The organism is Streptomyces colwelliae (assembly GCF_048158785.1).
GTDB lineage: Bacteria > Actinomycetota > Actinomycetes > Streptomycetales > Streptomycetaceae > Streptomyces.
Window position 1 is genome coordinate 1 of the sequence record NZ_JBLTJC010000002.1, and the last position, 16,789, is coordinate 16,789.

Annotated in this window: 11 protein-coding genes; 3 read left to right on the forward strand and 8 right to left on the reverse strand. The window is 69.9% G+C overall.

The window, feature by feature from the left end:
- The 8 genes from ACNFOC_RS00580 to ACNFOC_RS00615 all read right to left on the reverse strand — a co-directional run.
- The coding region (locus ACNFOC_RS00580) for an MOSC domain-containing protein (RefSeq protein ID WP_416955423.1) at window positions 1–1,445 on the reverse strand (1,445 nt) is incomplete at its 3' end.
- Window positions 1,446–1,587: 142 nt separating this feature from the next.
- On the reverse strand, window positions 1,588–4,569 hold the full coding sequence (locus ACNFOC_RS00585) for a glycoside hydrolase family 2 TIM barrel-domain containing protein (protein WP_416955425.1): 2,982 nt from the start codon (window positions 4,567–4,569) through the stop codon (window positions 1,588–1,590).
- Window positions 4,570–4,626: 57 nt separating this feature from the next.
- Entirely contained in the window at window positions 4,627–7,359 is a 2,733-nt protein-coding gene (locus ACNFOC_RS00590; protein WP_416955427.1) for a glycoside hydrolase family 38 N-terminal domain-containing protein, read from the reverse strand.
- 29 nt (window positions 7,360–7,388) lie between these two features.
- Window positions 7,389–8,195 (reverse strand): carbohydrate ABC transporter permease, encoded by an 807-nt coding sequence (locus tag ACNFOC_RS00595; protein ID WP_416955568.1) that lies wholly within the window; start codon window positions 8,193–8,195, stop codon window positions 7,389–7,391.
- A gap of 77 nt (window positions 8,196–8,272) precedes the next feature.
- Complete coding sequence (locus tag ACNFOC_RS00600) at window positions 8,273–9,220, reverse strand: carbohydrate ABC transporter permease (RefSeq protein WP_416955429.1); 948 nt, start codon at window positions 9,218–9,220, stop codon at window positions 8,273–8,275.
- Window positions 9,221–9,227: 7 nt separating this feature from the next.
- A complete protein-coding gene (locus tag ACNFOC_RS00605) occupies window positions 9,228–10,562 on the reverse strand; it encodes an ABC transporter substrate-binding protein (RefSeq protein ID WP_416955431.1) in 1,335 nt (444 codons plus the stop codon).
- A gap of 256 nt (window positions 10,563–10,818) precedes the next feature.
- Window positions 10,819–11,826, reverse strand: coding sequence for a LacI family DNA-binding transcriptional regulator (locus tag ACNFOC_RS00610; protein ID WP_416955433.1), 1,008 nt, complete (start codon window positions 11,824–11,826; stop codon window positions 10,819–10,821).
- A gap of 119 nt (window positions 11,827–11,945) precedes the next feature.
- Window positions 11,946–13,199: an ROK family transcriptional regulator gene (locus ACNFOC_RS00615; protein ID WP_416955435.1), complete on the reverse strand. Its 1,254-nt coding sequence runs from the start codon at window positions 13,197–13,199 to the stop codon at window positions 11,946–11,948.
- 139 nt (window positions 13,200–13,338) lie between these two features.
- On the opposite strand from ACNFOC_RS00615, the gene ACNFOC_RS00620 reads away from it, so the two are divergent.
- The 3 genes from ACNFOC_RS00620 (at window position 13,339) to ACNFOC_RS00630 (ending at window position 16,777) form a co-directional block, all read left to right on the forward strand.
- Entirely contained in the window at window positions 13,339–14,625 is a 1,287-nt protein-coding gene (locus ACNFOC_RS00620; RefSeq protein WP_416955437.1) for an MFS transporter, read from the forward strand.
- Window positions 14,626–14,700: 75 nt separating this feature from the next.
- The gene (locus ACNFOC_RS00625; RefSeq protein ID WP_416955439.1) at window positions 14,701–16,125 is read left to right on the forward strand and encodes a carboxylesterase/lipase family protein; all 1,425 of its coding nucleotides are present in this window, start codon (window positions 14,701–14,703) and stop codon (window positions 16,123–16,125) included.
- A 145-nt stretch (window positions 16,126–16,270) separates the two neighbouring features.
- On the forward strand, window positions 16,271–16,777 hold the full coding sequence (locus ACNFOC_RS00630; protein ID WP_416955441.1) for a hypothetical protein: 507 nt from the start codon (window positions 16,271–16,273) through the stop codon (window positions 16,775–16,777).
- Window positions 16,778–16,789 lie beyond the last annotated feature (12 nt).

Sequence of the window (16,789 nt, forward strand, 5' to 3'; positions counted from 1 at the left end):
AGACCGGGTGCCTTGGCCTTCTTGGCGAGGGCGAGGATGCCGTTCGCCTGGAAGTCGGCATCGGTGCGGATGTGCGCGGGGTCGATGCCCGCCTCGGTGAGGGCCTGCCGCATGTCGGTCATGAAGGGCGCGGGACCGCAGATGTAGGCGGTCGCGTCGGCCGGGACCGACAGCGCGAGCAGCCCGTCCTTCGTGAGGCGTCCCGGGGAGGCGTGGGCGCGCTGCCGTTCCTCGGGTGTGGCCGCGCTGTAGAACACGTGCTCGTGCGCGTACGGCAGCGAGGTGAGCAGGTCGTGTGCCTCGGCCGCGAGGGGGTGTTCCCGGGGACCGCGGGCACCGTGGATCCACCACACCTCACGCTTGCTGCCCTGCTCGGCGAGCTCGTGCAGCATGGACAGCACCGGCGTGAGACCGATGCCGGCGGAGACGAGGAGCACCGGTCCGCTGCCCTCGTCGTACACGAACTCCCCACGGGGCGCGGCGACTTCGAGGACGGTGCCCGGTCGTAGCCGCGTGGTCAGGTAGCCGCTCGCGGTGCCGTGGGGCTCGTGTTTGACGCTGATCCGGTAGCTGCCGGCGTCGGGTGCCGCGGACAGCGAGTAGCTGCGCACCGGGGCGGGACCGGTCGTGGCGGGGATGCGCAGGGTCAGGTACTGGCCCGCGCGGGCGGCCGGGAGCGGGGCGTCGTCCGGGGCGGTGAGCCGGATCGAGGTGACCGTCGTGCTCTCGGGGACCACGTCCGTCACCCGCAGCGCGCGGAAACCGTCCCAGGCCGGGCGGGCGGCGGCGGTCGCCGAACCGTCGGCCGCGGCGAGCAGCTCACGGAACGACCCCTGCCAGCCGGGGCTCAGCGCGGGCACGTCCAGGGCGAGCCGCAGTTTGGCCGGGTCGCGTCCGGGGAGGTAGAGCAGCGCGTCGGTGTCGGCGACGCTCAGCGCGCCCGGACCGGTCCTGGTCCGTACGATCCGGTCGCCGGCCTGCACCCGCCCCTCCCGCACGACCCGCATGTAGAACCCGGGCCGGTGATGGCTCACCAGCAGCGCGGCCAGCTCGGGTTCGCCGAAGCGCATACCGACGCGGTAGCAGGTGACACGCGGCTGGGTGACCTCGAACTCGGCCTCGCCGATGCGGTACCGGTCGCCGATGCACACCTCGTCGTCGAGTAGACCGTCCACGGTGAGGTTCTCGCCGAACTGGCCGTAGCCGAGGTCGTCGCGGCCGAAGTGCCGCTGCCAGTGCCGGTACGACTGGATCTGGTAGACGAGCACGGCCCGCTGCTCACCGCCGTGACCCGCGGTGTCGCCCTGGCCGTCGCCGTCGATGTTGAGCCGGCGGACCATCGCCGGACCGACCACCGGGTACTTCCACACACCCGTGTAGACGTTCTTGCCCTGCCAGGGAACGTCCTTCGGCATACCGACATTCACCGACAGGAGGGTGGGCATCGGAGCGCTCCTTCCCACGGGGACGACCGGGTTCGATCGCGCCGGCCGGGGCCCCGAGACGGCAGTCGTCTCCTCCCATACTGAGGGTGCGGCCTCCGCCGTGCGAGACCGCACCCTGTATGTGCCGAACTGGATGTACCGGCTAGTTCGGTGCCGTGATCCGGAGCCTGATCGTGCGGGCCTCGGGGCGCAGCGCGAACTCGGGCCACACGTCCGGACCGCAGGCCCGGGAGCCGAGCCCGTGCTGGGCGGCGTCGACGAACAGACGGCTCGTCGTCGATTCCGGCAGCTCGAAGGGGTGTCCGGCCTTGGCGATCTCCTGCGGGGTGTGACGGCTGAGTGTGAAACCGGGGCGGCGACCGTGCGTGTCCGGGAGCGCCTCGACGCGCAGCACTTCGGTGTCGCCGCTGGTCAGGGCCAGCCGGCGGAGTTCGGAGCGGTGTCCGGTCTCCTGAGGTCGCGCGTAGTCGACGGAGAGGTCACGGACAGTGGCGGAGAAACGGCCGGTGCGGGCGGCGCGCAGGCTGTCGGGGTAGGACTCCAGCGGGCCGAGGCCGAACCACTCCGCGCCGTCGACGGGAGTCGTGCCGTCGGGCAGGTCGAAACGCACCCCGATCCGCGGCCACACCGTCCGCCAGCCGCGCGAGGGCAGGATCTCCACCCGCAGCTCCACCTCGCCGTCGCCCTCCCGTGACCAGACGGACTCCACCAGCACCGACAGACCGGAGTCGGCGGCCGCCACCTTGTCGACCGTCCGCAGCGCGTCCGCGGTCTGCTCCACGGAGACCCGGCGCGAGGTCAGCCGGTCGAGGCCGTCACGGAGCCACAGCTCGGCGTTGGACACCCCGGAGACGCTCGCGTCACTCTCGTCGACCTCGCCCCACGCGCCCTTGTCGTTGTCGGTCGGCGCGCGGAACAGCTCCAACCGCGGCCCCGCCACGGCGCGTTCGCCCAGCCTGACGAGAGATCCGCCGACGAACTCGGCGACGCCGAGCGTGAGTGTCCCGTCGCTGGACTGCCAGTCGAAGCGGCCACGGCCGGCGGGAACGGGACGGCGAACCGATCGGTCCAGCTGGGCGGTCGCGACGACATGACCCTCGGGCGCCCAAGGGGTTCCGGCCGCCAACACCGCGTCGACCGTCAGCCAGGTCTCGGCGTCCGGTGACACCGGGATCGCCGGCAGCGACACCCGGCCCGAGTCGCCCGCCGCGACGGACGGGACCTCCAACTCGCCTGATTCCACGGGCAGTCCGTCGTGCTCGACCCGCCAGCGGAAGCGCAGATCGGACGTGTCGGTCGTATGCCGGAGATTGGTGATCGCGACCTTGTCGCCGTCGAAGGCGAACCGCACCGGCGCCACGACGGCCTTGAACTCGTGGAGGCTCGGAGTCGGCACGTCGTCGCTCAACACCATGCCGTCCATCACGAAGTTGCCGTCATGGATAACCTCTCCGAAGTCGCCGCCGTACGCGTAGTACGGCGTCCCGTCCGGGGTCCTCGACAGGATGCCGTGGTCGCGCCACTCCCAGACGAACCCGCCGTGCAGGCGCGGATGTTGGTGCACCAGCGCCTCGTACTGGTCGAACGCGCCCGGCCCGTTGCCCATCGCGTGCGCGTACTCGCACAGCAGGAACGGCCGGGTGCGCTGCCGGGCGCCCTGCGAGGGCGTGCAGTTGAGCAGCGGGGCGCGTGAGTCGTCGGTGCCGATCTGCTCGGTCTCCAGCACGGACGCGTACATGCGCGAGTAGACGTCGGTGTACTCGCCGGTGTGGTCGCCCTCGTAGTGGACGGGGCGCTCGGCGTCGCGGGCATGGACCCACGCCGACATGGCGGCGAGGTTGCTGCCGGTGCCCGCCTCGTTGCCGAGCGACCAGATCACGATGCTGGGGTGGTTCTTGTCCCGCTCGACCGTGCGCTCGATCCGGTCCAGGTAGGCCTCGCGCCAGGCCGGGTCGTCACTGGGGTTGCCGACCCAGCCGACCTTGTCGAAGCCGTGCGTCTCCAGATCGCATTCCAGGATCACCCAGAACCCGAGTTCGTCGGCGAGGTCGAGCAGCCGGGGGTGCGGCGGGTAATGGCTGGTGCGGATCGCGTTCACGTTGAACCGCTTCATCAGCGCCAGGTCCTCGCGCGCGTGCTCCTCATTGAAGACCCGGCCGCGCTCGGGGTGGGTCTCGTGCCGGTTCACCCCGTGGAACACGACGCGGCGCCCGTTCACCAGGAACTGGTCCCCGCGGATCTCGACCGTACGGAAACCCACCCGCAGGGAGACGGTCTCCGCGGCCGTCGACACCGTGGCGTCGTACAGGCGGGGCAACTCGGCCGACCACGGCTCCACTTCGGCGATGTCTACGGGCGCCACGTCGTCCGGCGTCGCCCAGACCTGCTCGACACCGAGTTCGGGAATGCGCAGGGTGACCGGGAACGCCGCGGCGTCGGCGACGACCTCGGCCTCGACCCGCCCGCGCCCGCCGTCGAAGCCGGTCCGCAGCCAGACGTCCTCGACGCCCCCGGCCGGACGGGCGGTCAGGGTCACGTCGCGGAAGATGCCCGGCAGCCACCACTGGTCCTGGTCCTCGACGTAACTGGCCGCCGACCACTGGTGCACCCGCACGGCGACGACGTTCTCACCAGGGCGTACGGCGGACGTCACATCGAATTCGTGGGCGAGCCGGCTGCCGCTCGCGCCGCCGATCCCGACGCCGTTGACCCACACGCGGAACAGCGACTCGACGCCGTCGAAGCGCAGGACGACCCGCTCGGCGTCCGACCAGTCTGCGGGGACGTCGAAGGTGCGGCGGTAGTCACCGGTGGGGTTCTCGTCCGGGACGTACGGCGGGTCGATCGGGAACGGGAACTGGATGTTCGTGTAGATCGGTCGGCCGTAGGCGCCGTCGCCTTCCAGTACCCAGTGGGCGGGCACGGGGATGCTGTCCCAGGAGTGGTCGTCGAAGCCGTCGGCCGCGAAGTCCTCCGCCGCCGACGCCGTGGGGGACAGACGGAAACGCCAGGACCCGTTCAGGGAGAGGGACTTCGCGTCGGAGTGCAGCCACGAGCGCGCCGGGCGCAGGGCGCCACGCCCGGGTGCGAGGTCGGAAACATGCGGGGAGAACTCGGGGAGCACGAGGTCACAACTCTTTCGTGAGAGCAGAACAGGGTCATTGCATTCGATCATGGCGGCCTATCGGAGCACGACGGTGTGGATCTCCCACGGGCCGAGGACGAGTTCGAGGGCGTCCTGGACCTGGGTGCGGGAGATCGTCCGGCCCAGCAGATCGACCGTGGCGGCCTCGCCGAACGATCCCGTCACACGGACCGTCGTCGCCGCTCTGTCGCTCATCGCGGTCAGCCGCACCTCGGTGCCGGAGCCGTGCTCGGTGTCGGTGACACGGCGGACGGCCGAGACAAGGACGTCTTCGCCGTCGACCCGCAACCCGGCTGTAGCGGGCGGCAGTTGATGCCCCGAGGGCGCAGTCCCGCGAGTGACCAGTACGTCGTTGCGGAACTCCTCGGCGAGAGCGACCGCGTTGGCGCCGCGCCAGCCGGTCGCCGAGGGGATGACGGCGAACCGGTTCTCGATCCGCATCCCGAGGTCCTGCGCACCCGGTACGGGGATCTCGCTCGCCGCCGGTTCGTCGCGCAGGGGGTGGATGTTGACGCTGATGGAGCCGATCGCGCGCAGCAGCGTGATCGCGAGTTCGGAGCCGTCGCCGACGAGTTCGTACTCGCTGGAGTGGTCGAGCAGGACGGTGGCGGCACCGGCCGACACGAACGAACCGGCCGGGAAGGTCGGGAGCGGAAACTCGCCCCAGCCGCCCTCGGCGGTCAACCCCCGCTCGGTGACGGCGAATTGACCGGCGGACGCGGACGCCGTCACCGGTTCGGGCAGCGGCACGTGGAAGCGCAGCCGGTGGTCGGCGGACTGGTTGAGGAAGGACGTGGAGACCCGCACGAAGGGCTCGCCCGCGCGCACCTCCACGAGCGTCTCCACCGGCGTCGGCACGGTCTGTTCACGGCGCACATCGCGGTCGCCGGAGAGTGCTGCCGGCCACGCGTAGACGCGGGTGACCCTCAGCCGTGCGCGCAACGGGCCGTTCTCGACCGGCTCGACGGCGATCTCCGTCGGCTCCGACACCAGGACGTCGTGCGCCGGGGGAGCGTAGTTGTAGCTGTCACCCCGGTCACCGCCGTCGACGAGGCGGCCGACCCCGTACAGCACGGTGCCGTCCGGCCCGGTCAGATCCAGGGTGCCGTCGGCGGCGACCGTGACCTCGACCAGGCCGTTGGAGAGAGTACGGTCCGTCGCCGTGGCAGGCGCGTGCGACGCTACGGCGACCGAGGCGCGGTCGCTCGGCTCGACCCGGAAGGACGCCAGCCCGGAGGCCGGAACGTCGACGGGTACGAGCGCGGTCGCCCGGGCCTCCTCCAGCGTCAACACCCGCCACTCACCCGGGTGTTCGGCCGCCGCCGCGGCGACCTCGCGGCGCAGCATCAGCAGGTCGAAGGGGCCTGCGGTCGGCACCTCGGCGAGGTGGAACACGAGGGCGCCGGGGGTGAGTTCGTAGTGGTCGATCTGGCGGCCGAAGAGCTCGCGGCGGTGGATGCGGCGCAGCACGCGTTCGAGCTGCGAGGCGTCCATGCGCTCGTCGCTGAGGACGGTCGGGGCCTCGGAGATCAGTTGTACGGGGGCTGTCGAGCCGTCGGCCGTGGTCGCGATCAGTGCGGTCCCCTCGGGTGGAGCCACGACGTCCACCTCGACCAGCGCAGAGCGGTCGGACGTCAGTGGGTTGGCGACCAAGTAACCGTCGCTCGGGACCAGTTCGGCGGGCTCGGTGAGCGCCGCGTCCCGTACGGCACGGGCTGTCTGTGCGGCTTCGGCGAGGCGGGCGGCGACCTGGTCGCAGGTCTCGTCGGTGCCGGAACCGACGACCGAGTCGTGCGCGGTCGACTCGATGATCTTGTGCCAGGCGAGGTCGAGGAACGGTGAGTCGTCGCGCCGCGACCACAGGGCGTTCATGCGCTCGGCGTGGTCGATCGTCCGCTCCGCGACGGCCATCCGCTGCTTGAGGCCGAGCCGCACCGAGAGCACGCCCGGGAGGATGTTGCCGCGGACATGGCTGCGCAGCTCGCCGGTGACGACGGTGGACACCTCGTCACGGATGTGCTTGCGGAGGTACTCGTCGAGGGTGGCGACGGTGATGGCGCGGCCCTCCTCGGCGGCTTGCCTCAGCCAGGAGGCGAGTTGGGGGTCGGGTGCGTTGTGGTCGGTGCCGGCCATCGCCAACACCGGGTCGCCGCCCCAGCGTTCGGCCGTCATCTCGGCGTAGTCGCCGAGCGCGCGGCCGATCCGGTCGGGTACCAGCAGGACGTCGAGGCCGTTGTCGTAGCCGTCGAAGAGGAACTCGGTGCGGACCTGCGAGCCGTCCGGCGCCCGCCAGTTGAAGGCGTGGCCGTCGACCGAGCCGGGCACTCCGCGCCACAGCGCCGCGTGCTCGATGCCGGCGCGCGCCAGGATCTGCGGCATCTGTGCGACGTGCCCGAACATGTCCGGCAGATAGCCGATCGGCATCGCGCCGCCCAGCTCGGCCGCGGCGGCCCAGCCCATCCGCAGATTACGGACGATGGTCTCGCCGGAGCAGAGGAACTCGTCGAGCAGGATCAGCCACGGCCCCACCGCGAGCCGGCCCTCGCCGACCAGGGCCGCGACACGCTCGCGGTTCTCCGGCCGCATCTCCAAGTAGTCCTCGATCGCGGCCATTTGACCGTCGACGGTGAACCGGAAGTCCGGGTCCGTCTCCGCCGTCTCCAGCACGGTGTCGAGGGCGGCGACGAGCCGGTGCCGGAACACCTGGAAGGGCTCGTACCACTCCCGGTCCCAGTGGAAATGGGGCACGAAGACAGCGGAGTCGGTCATGGCGGAAGACACCTTCTGTGCGGGGACGGTCACTTGAGGGAACCGGCGGCGAGTCCGGTGCGCCAGAACCGCTGGAGCAGGACGAACAGGATGATCACGGGCACGATCGACACCAGCGAGCCGGTGATCACCGACTCCTGGAGGAGCGGGGCGCGGGCGGTCTGGCCGTTCCACTCGTACAGGCCGAGCGTGATCGGGAAGAGGGACTCCTTCTGCAGCATCACCATCGGCAGGAAGAAGTTGTTCCAGATCGCGACGAACTGGAACAGGAAGATCGTCACCAGCGACGGTGTCATCAGCTTGAACGCCACCGAGAAGAACGTGCGGAACTCGCCGGCGCCGTCCAGCCGCGCCGACTCCAACAGCTCTTGCGGAACGGCCGCGTTGGCGAAGATCCGTGCGAGATAGACGCCGAACGGGCTGACGATGCTCGGCAGGAACACCGCGAAGTACGTGTTGACGATGCCCGTCGCCGAGAACAGCAGGAACAGCGGGAGCGCCAGCGCGGTGGTCGGGACGAGGACACCGCCGAGGATGACCGAGAACAGGAACTCCCGGCCCCGGAAGCGGAACTTGGCGAGCGCGTAGCCGCACAGCGCGGAGATCAGCGTTCCCACGGCCGCGCCCAGCACCGCGTAGATCACGGTGTTGAGGGCCCAGCGGCCGAAGATGCCGTCGCTGCGGGTGAACAGGACACGCAGGTTCTCGAACAGGTTGAAGTGCGAGAACGTCAGACCGTTGGTGGCGGCGAGGTCCCCCTGCGGCTTGGTGGCGGCGACGATCAGGAAGTAGATCGGCAGCAGGAAGTAGACCGCCAGGAGAAGCATCAGGGCCATCGCGGCCGTACGGCTGACCTGGCTCTCGCGGTTCACGGAACGGTTGCCCGCTGAAGGGGTGCTGGTGGATCGGTTGTTCACAGGCCGGCCCTCTTCGACGTCAGTCGCATGAACCCGAAGCTCAGGACGAAGGTGATGACGGCGATGACCACGGAGATCGCCGCGGCCTGCTGGTAGTTGTTCCCGGAGGCCACCGCGTACGCGAGCATGTTCGGCGTGAACGTGCTGGAGATGTTCGAGGAGATCTGCCGCAGCACGGCCGGCTCGGCGTAGAGCTGGAGCGTGCCGATGATCGAGAACACCGTGGTGAGGACGATCGACGGCGCGATGATCGGGACCTTGATCTGCCACGCGATGGCCCAGTTGCTGGCGCCGTCGAGCTTGGCGGCCTCGTACAGCTCCTGCGGGATCGACTGGAGCGCCGAGAACATGATCAGCATGTTGTAGCCGGTCCACAGCCACGTGGAGATGTTCGCCGCCGACCACAGCACGGCACCCGGGCCGAGGAAGTCGGGGTGGAGGCCGATGCCGTTCAACAGGTCCACGACGGGGCTGAGTTGGGGCGAGTACAGGTACGACCACATGATCGCGGCGATCACGCCGGGCACGGCGTACGGCATGAACGCGGTGATGCGGAAGACCGACTTGAGCCGCAGCAGGGGAGTGTCGAGGAGCAGCGCGATGACCAGGGCGACGAACAGCATCACCGGCACCTGCACGATGCCGAACAGGCCGATGCGCCCGACGCTGGACCAGAACTCGGAGTTCTGGAAGACCTTCTCGTACTGGTCGAAGCCGCCGAAGGTCGTGTACGAGGTGCCGTACTGCCCGCCGGTGCGGCGGACGACGCGGACGCTCTGCCACAGCGCGTAGCCGACCGGCACCAGGTAGAACAGCACGAACGGGAGGAAGAACGGGATCACGAACGCGAAGATGGTGCCCGCCCGGGGGCCGCCGCCGTTGAGACGGCGACGGCCCCCGGGTGACTGCACCACGCGAGTCGCGCGGGTTGCGATGTCGGTCATTGCGCGGTCACTTGCCCGCCGCGGCCGGGATCGCCTGGTCCTTCATGGACTTCAGCGCGGCTGCCTGCGCCGTCGTCAGCGCGTCGTAGAGCGTGCCGTTCCCGGCCGCCGCCTTGGCCATCGCGTCCTGGAGCGAGAGGTTCACCGTCTTCTGGGTGGGTCCCCACGCGAAGCTGGTGTTGATCTTCTTGGACGAGTCGGCGAAGACGTCGAAGATCTTCTCGTTGTTGTAGTACGGAACTCCCTTGGAGAGGGCGGGGAGTTGGAGTCCGGCGTTGGCCGCCGGGTAGAGGCCGCCCAGCTGGTTCTCCAGCGCGAGGGCCTCCGGGTCGGTGTTGAGCCAGGTGTTGAACTCGACCGACTCGTAGAGGTGCTTGCTGCCCTTCATGAACGCGACGGTCGAGCCGCCCCAGTCACCGGACGCGCCGTTCGAGCCCCACGTCGGCATCGGGACGATCGTCCACTTCCCGGCCTGCTTGGGCAGGTTGTCGCGGAACATGCTGTAGCCCCAGGCCGCGCCGACGTAACTGGCGATCTGGTCCTTCTGGTACGCGGCGTACATCTGCGTCGAACCGTTGGCGAGGTCGGTGCGCACGAGCTTGCCGGCGATCAGCTTCTGCCAGTAGTCGGCGACCTGCTTGCTCTGGTCCGAGGCGACGGTGACCTGCCACTTGTCGCCGGAGTAGCTGTACATCTGCGAGTCGTTCTGCCAGAGGAGACCGTTGAACCACTCGGCGTTGTTCGGGTCGAAGAACGTGATGTCGAGCTTGGAGTCCGCCTTGTGCAGCTTCGCCGCGGCGGCCGCGTACTCGTCCCACGTCTTCGGGATCGCGATGTCGTACTTCTTGAAGATGTCGCTGCGTACGTAGAGGGCCATCGGGCCGGTGTCCTGCGGCAGGGCGAACACGCCGGTGCCGCCGAAGCTGGTCTGCGACCAGGTCCACGGCACGAACTTCGACTTGGCCGCGGTGGCCGCCGAACAGGCCGACGCGTCCACGAACGCGCTCTGGGTGCGCAGGTTGGGCAACTCGTCGTAGCCGACCTGGGAGAGGTCGGGCGCCTTCCCGGCCTTGAGGGCGTTGCTGAGAGTGCCGTACTGGTCGTTGGAGATGTTCTTCGTCTCGACCTGGATGTCCGGGTTTTTCTTGTTCCACAGGGCGACGACCTTGTCCATGCCCGGAACGGTGTTCCAGTACTGGAGGGTGACCTTGCCCTTCGCCGGTGCGCAGGAGGCTGCGGATGTCTTCGTCGACGGCGAGGATGACGAGCATCCGGCGAGTACGGCGACACTGGCGGCCACGGCGACGGCGCCGAGGCGGATGCGCGTTCTTGTGCTGCTCATGGTTTCCGTTCCAGACAACGACTAGCGGCGGTGCTAGGCGGCTCGATGCTGATCCCGAGGGCGGGATGCCTTCTGGGTGGAAGGGACGTGGGCACACCATTTCCCCGAGGTCCAAGAGCGTCCCGTGAGCGCTCCCGTGAGCGCTCACGGGACTGCTTGCAGATGGACCTCGACATGCGTTTTGGAATGTTCGGAAGTCTGCGCTTCGGCGCGGGGGAGTGTCAAGACATTCGGACCGGATGCGCCCGGGTGGGGGTCAGGCGGAGCCGCTCAGCCGCAGTTCGCCCCGTACGACCAGGTCGTCGGCGGCAAGCGCCTCCCCTCCCGAGAGCAGTCGCGCGACCTGCTCGATGGCGAGTGCGCCGAGCCGGCGGGTGTCGAGGGCGACGCTGGTGAGCGGGGGCTCGACGAGTGCCCCGAGTTGCAGACCGTCGAAGCCGATCACCGCCAGCTCCCGCGGGATGCTTCTGCCGAGTCGGCGGGCCTCGCGCAGGGCGCCGATCGCGATGATGTCGTTGAACGTGAAGACGGCGGTGATATCGGGATGGTCGTCGAGCAGGGCCCTGAGCGCCGCTCCGCCGCCGTCGGCCGTCTGGTCCGCGGGGACCATCAGGCCGGCGTCGATCCCGTGGGCCGCCGCGGCCGTCGTGAACCACTCGTGCCGGATGCTCGGTTCGGCCCGGGTGTGGTGGTCCAGCATGCCGATCCGGGTGTGCCCCCGGGCGACCAGGTGGGCGACCGCGGCATGGACCCCGGCCGCGCCGTCGATCTGGATCGCGCTGAACCGCGTGCGCTGCTCCCGGCCGATGAGCACCACCGGCATGCCGCGCGTGGACTTCTCCAGTTCGCTCTCGGGGCAGCTGAAGTAGCCGATGACGGCGTCCACTTGTGAACTGATCACCTGGAGCGTGCCGCGTTCCTCCTCCGCGCGGTCCCCGGTGTCGTAGACGACGACCTGCCAGCCACGGGTCCTGGCCGCCTCCAGCGCGGCGGCGGCGACCTCGGTGAAGAACGGGTTGAGCAGATCGGGGATCACCAGCCCGATGGTCATCGTGTCCTGGCGGACCAGACCCCGGGCGAACCGGCTCGGGCGGTAGCCGAGCGCGCGAGCGGCGTCGAGCACCCGCTGTTTGGTGACGCTGTCGATCTCGTCCTTGTCGTTGAGCGCCCGTGACACCGTCTGCCGGGACACCCCGGCGGACTTGGCGACGTCATTGATCGTGATTTTCCGGGGTTCCGTCCCCGTTGCCGACGGCACCACCATCGCCCACCTCCCGCTTCTCGCGAACGCAGGTGCGCGCGCAGAGCCCGAGTATGCATGTACGAGGGCGGCCGTACGAAGCCACGACCGGAAGCAGCGAGGGTGACGGCGAGGGTGTCGGGCTACTCGGACGGCACGCCGATCGGAGCCCGGGGTGTCGCCGGAACACTGGTGGGATCGTCGAGCAGGGCGTCGCGACAGGTCTGGAACGCGCCGCGCAGTGTCGCCTCGCCACCGAGGACGCCGAAGGTGATGGACGGCTGCATGTCGGGTGCCAGGGCGCGGCGCCGGGCGAGGCGTTCGTCCAGGCCGGGCAGGATCCAGGAGGCCCAGGTGGAGAGGTATCCGCCGAGGATGATCTCGCCCGCGTCGGTGACACCGGACACGCCGAGGACGGCGGCGCCCAGCGCGTGCCCGGCCGCGTCGAGCGCGGCGACCGCGTCCGGGTCGCCCGCGCGCAGTCGCCGGTCCAGCTCGGCCAGCGCCGCTTCGCCCCCCTCCGCCGCGGCGACGCGGTCCAGCCCGGCCGCGTGGATGAGGGGTTCGGGTCCGATGTACGTCGCCAGGCAACCCCGGGTCCCACAACGGCAGTCGGGGCCGTCGAGGGCGATCGGCAGATGCCCGATCTCACCCGCCATGCCGTGACTCCCGCTGTGCACACGGCCGTTGACGAGCAGCCCGCCGCCCACGCCGGTGTCGGCCTTGATATAGGCGACCGTGTCGGGATGATCCACCCCGTCGGCCGCGAGGGCGTGGTACTCGGCCAGCGCCGCCATGTTCGCGTCGTTCACCACGTCAACAGGGCAGTCGAGCCCGGGTAGTTCGTCGACCACCAGGGCGCGCAGGTCGGTGTTGTGCCAGCCGAAGTCGATGGCGGCGGCCACCAGATGGGAGGGCCCGACGACCGGTCCGGCCATGGCGACGGCGAGTTGGGTGAGATGCGCGTGCGGTGTCGCGTCCCGTACCGCCGTCGCGGCCGACCGCACCACGCAGCCGATGACCGCGGCCAGCGCGCGCGGATCGCCGTACGGCGCGTGGTGAGGTGCCGACTCGCGGTGCAGGACGTGACCCTGGAAGTCCGCCGCCATGACGTGCACGGACTCAAGACTCACCTGCGCGGCGAGCACGACCACGCGCTCGGGGACCAGCCGCAGCAGACGCCGGGGGCGGCCCCGCCCGGCGGACGGCACGGAACCCGCCTCGGCGACCAGGCCGCGGTCGATGAGCTCCGCCATCAGCGCGGTCACCGTGGCGTGCACCAGTCCGGTGCCGACCGCGACCTCGGTACGGGCACACGGACCGTGGGCGTCGAGGTACCGCAGCACGAGGGCCAGATTGCGGCGTCGTACGTCGGCGGAGTCGGCGGGGGCGTTCATGCCGACGATTGTGCCCCCGCCCGGCGGGATCCGGACATGGTGGCGAAGATATTTTTTTTCGACTCTTGAAATAAATAAATGGGCGTGGCCATACTCCCGGCACCGGCAACGGTGCCGGTCCGTCCCCGTGGAGGCGTCCTTGTCCGCTTCGACCTCTTCCGCCCCCGTCACCTCCCGAACGGACGACACCCTGGGCAGCTCCCAGGTGAACGTCCTGATGTGGTCGATGGGCGCGGGATTCGCCGCTCTCTACACCGCTTACGCCGGCCTCGTCGTGGTTCTGCTCCCCGCTCAGATCCAGAACCTCGACGCCGCCGCGAAGGAGTCGAACCTCGCGCTGGTGACGATGACCTCGTCGATCGTCACGCTCTTCGCCCAGCCGATCATCGGCGCCATCTCCGACCGCACCCGCGGCCGCCTGGGCCGCCGCACCCCCTGGATGCTGTTCGGCGCCGTCGGCTCGACCCTCTCCCTGCTCGCCATCTCGCACGCCACCACCCTGCTCTGGCTCACGCTGATGTGGGTCACCGTCCAGGTGCTGCTGAACGTCGTCCAGGCCCCGCTCACCGCCGTGATGGCCGACCGCGTCGCCCCGCGCCGGTTCGGCATCGTCTCCGCCTTCGTCGGCCTCGGCTCCAACCTCGGCGCCACACTCGGCGTGATCCTCGCGGCCCGCTACGCCGGTCAACTCGGCCTGGGCTACGGCGTGATCGCCGCGATCGTCCTGGTGGTCGTGCTCGCGTTCGTCCTGCTCAACCGGGACCGGACCCGCCCCGAGCCGCCGGAACCCTTCTCCTGGCGGGAGTTCCTCACCGGCTTCTGGGTCTCACCGCGCCAACACCCGGACTTCGCCTGGGCGTTCGTGGCCCGTATGACGTTCATCCTCGGCTACTGGGGAGTCGCCACCTATCAGCGCTACGCCCTCCAGGACTACGTCGGCCTCGACGCCGACGCCGTGGACAGCGCCCAACAGCTGATGTCCGTGCTCGCCCTCGTCGGCACCCTCGCCGGTGCGATCCCGGCGGCGAAGATCTCCGACCGCACCGGCCGCCGCAAGATCTTCGTGATCGGCGCGTCCGTCCTGCTGGCCCTGTCCATGGCCATCCCGCTGGTCAGCCCCACCCTGCCCGCGATGTACGCCTACGCGCTGGTCAGCGGCATGGGATTCGGTACGTACATGTCGCTGGACATGGCCCTGATGACCGAGGTCCTACCCAAGGGCGCGGCGGCCGGCAAGGACCTGGGCATCCTCAACATCGCCACCAACATCCCGCAGGCGCTGGGACCGATCATCGCCTCCGTGCTCATCACCTCGTTCGCCGCGGGTTCCGACAAACTCCCGGGCTACCGCGTCCTGTTCGCCTTCGCCATGGCCGTCGTACTGATCAGCGCACTGGCCATCCGGCCGATCAAGGGCGTCAAATAGCTGACTGAGTATCGACCCTCTTACTCCGACCCCCCTACTCCGAGCCGCCCCCCACCTCCACAAGGAAGTTGCTCCGTGCCCCAGTCCGTACTCGCTGCCACGTCCCTGGGCCCCGTCCTCGGGACGTGGCAGCACACCACCGCCCGCTTCCTCGGCATCCCCTATGCCGAGGCCCCCATCGGCGACCTGCGCTTCGCCGCCCCGGTCCCGACCAAGCCGTGGACCGAACCCCTCGACGCCACCCGGTACGGGCCCACCGCGCAACGCCGCCCCTTCGTCCTCGACGGCCCCACCACCATCCCCGAGCCGTCGATACCGGGCGACGGGGTACTCAACCTCAACGTCTTCACCCCCGACCCGAGCCCCGGTGCCGACCTCCCGGTCCTCGTCTGGATCCACGGCGGCGGCTACGTCGCCGGATCCGCCGCCAGCCCCTGGTACGACGGTTCCGCCTTCGCCCGTGACGGCATCGTCCTCGTGTCCATCGGCTACCGGCTCGGCATCGAGGGCTTCCTCCACCTCGACGACGCCCCCGACAACCGCGCCGTGCTTGACTGGATCGCCGCGCTGACCTGGGTACGCGACAACATCGACGCGTTCGGCGGAGACCCCGGAAAGGTCACCATCGCCGGCCAGTCGGCGGGCGGCGGCGCCGCACAGACCCTGATGGCGACCCCCTCCGCGCACGGGCTCTTCCGCGCCGTGATCTCCCAGTCCGGCGCCGTCAAGTCACCCCAGCACCGCCGCGACGCCCTCGCCGACTCGGCCCGCCTGACCGAACGCACCGGCGTCCCCGCCCTCGCGTCCGCCCTCCGCGACCTCACCGGCGACGAACTGCTCGCCCTCCAGGACGCCTTGGCCACGCCCGAGGCAGGGCTGACGCTGGCGCCTTTCGCAGACGGGGAGTTGATCCCGTTCTCCGTCTCCGACGCCTTCGCCGACGGCAGCGCCGCCCCCGTACCACTCCTGCTCGGCTTCACCCAGCGCGAGTTCCACCCACCGCCCGGGGCCACGCCGACACCCGTACCGGTGGCGGACGTTGGCGCCATGCTGACCGGTCACGGACTCGGACCCGACGCCGTGACCGTGTACGCAGCCCTCAGTGACCGGGTGGACCCTGAGCAACGCATGGGGCAGGCGCTCACCGACGCCATCTTCCGCGGACCCTCCCTCGCCCTCGCCGAGTCCCGCGCCCACCACGAACTCCCCACCTGGCTCTACCACTTCACCTGGGGCAGCGCCGCCCACTGCATCGAGATCCCCTTCGCCTTCGACCTCCTGGACGCCGAACGCGTCACGGCCGCGACGGGCCCGCATCCGCCTCAGTCCCTGGCGGACGCGATCCACAGCGCGTGGGTCGCCTTCGTCCGCGACCTGGACCCGGGCCCGAACTGGCCCCGCTATACCAACAAGCGTCGTACGACGATGACTTGGGACGCGGTCCCGGAGACCCTCGACGACCCACTGAGCGCCGAACGCCGTATCTGGACCACGCCATGAATCGACTGGACGCCCTGTGGCGGCATGTCCTTCTGTCGACCTGACCAGCGGGACGCCGGGGGCGGCACCCTGAAAACTCGGTGGCGCAACAGCCTCCCAGCCGTGACACGATCGGCCTCCTGCCAGGTGAACGGAGGCCGACGACATGACCGAGGAAGAGACCAAGGCGCAGCTCGGGCGACTCGCCAGGGCTCGCGCCTTCGGTTGCCACGTGGGGTCCGACCGGCTCATTCAGGCGGGTCTGGACGCACTCCTCGCGGATGTCGACAGCCCGTCCCTCCCCCTCCTGGCAGGCCTCGCACGGAGAGAGGAGCCCGAGGCACCCGAGCTCTTCGACCAAGTCCTCGACGAACTGGGGCTGTCCTTCGAACCACCGGCAGACCCTACGGCCGCGAAATGGGCCCATGCCTTTTGGCTGGCCGAGGAGATCACCGACGGCAGCCTCGATCCGGTCACCGGCGCCGATTTGATCTGGACGGAGGCAGCCGAGGCACTCGACTATCCGGACGCACTCCAGCCGATCGTCCGCTGCGCGATCTCGCTCGCCGGCCAGGACGACAACCGGACCGTGCTCTTCGAGGCTCTCCGGCTGGACGCACTCCAGGCCGCGAGGGACCTGCTGGGCCACCGACCGCCCACCGTGAACAGCTAGATCGCGCTTAAG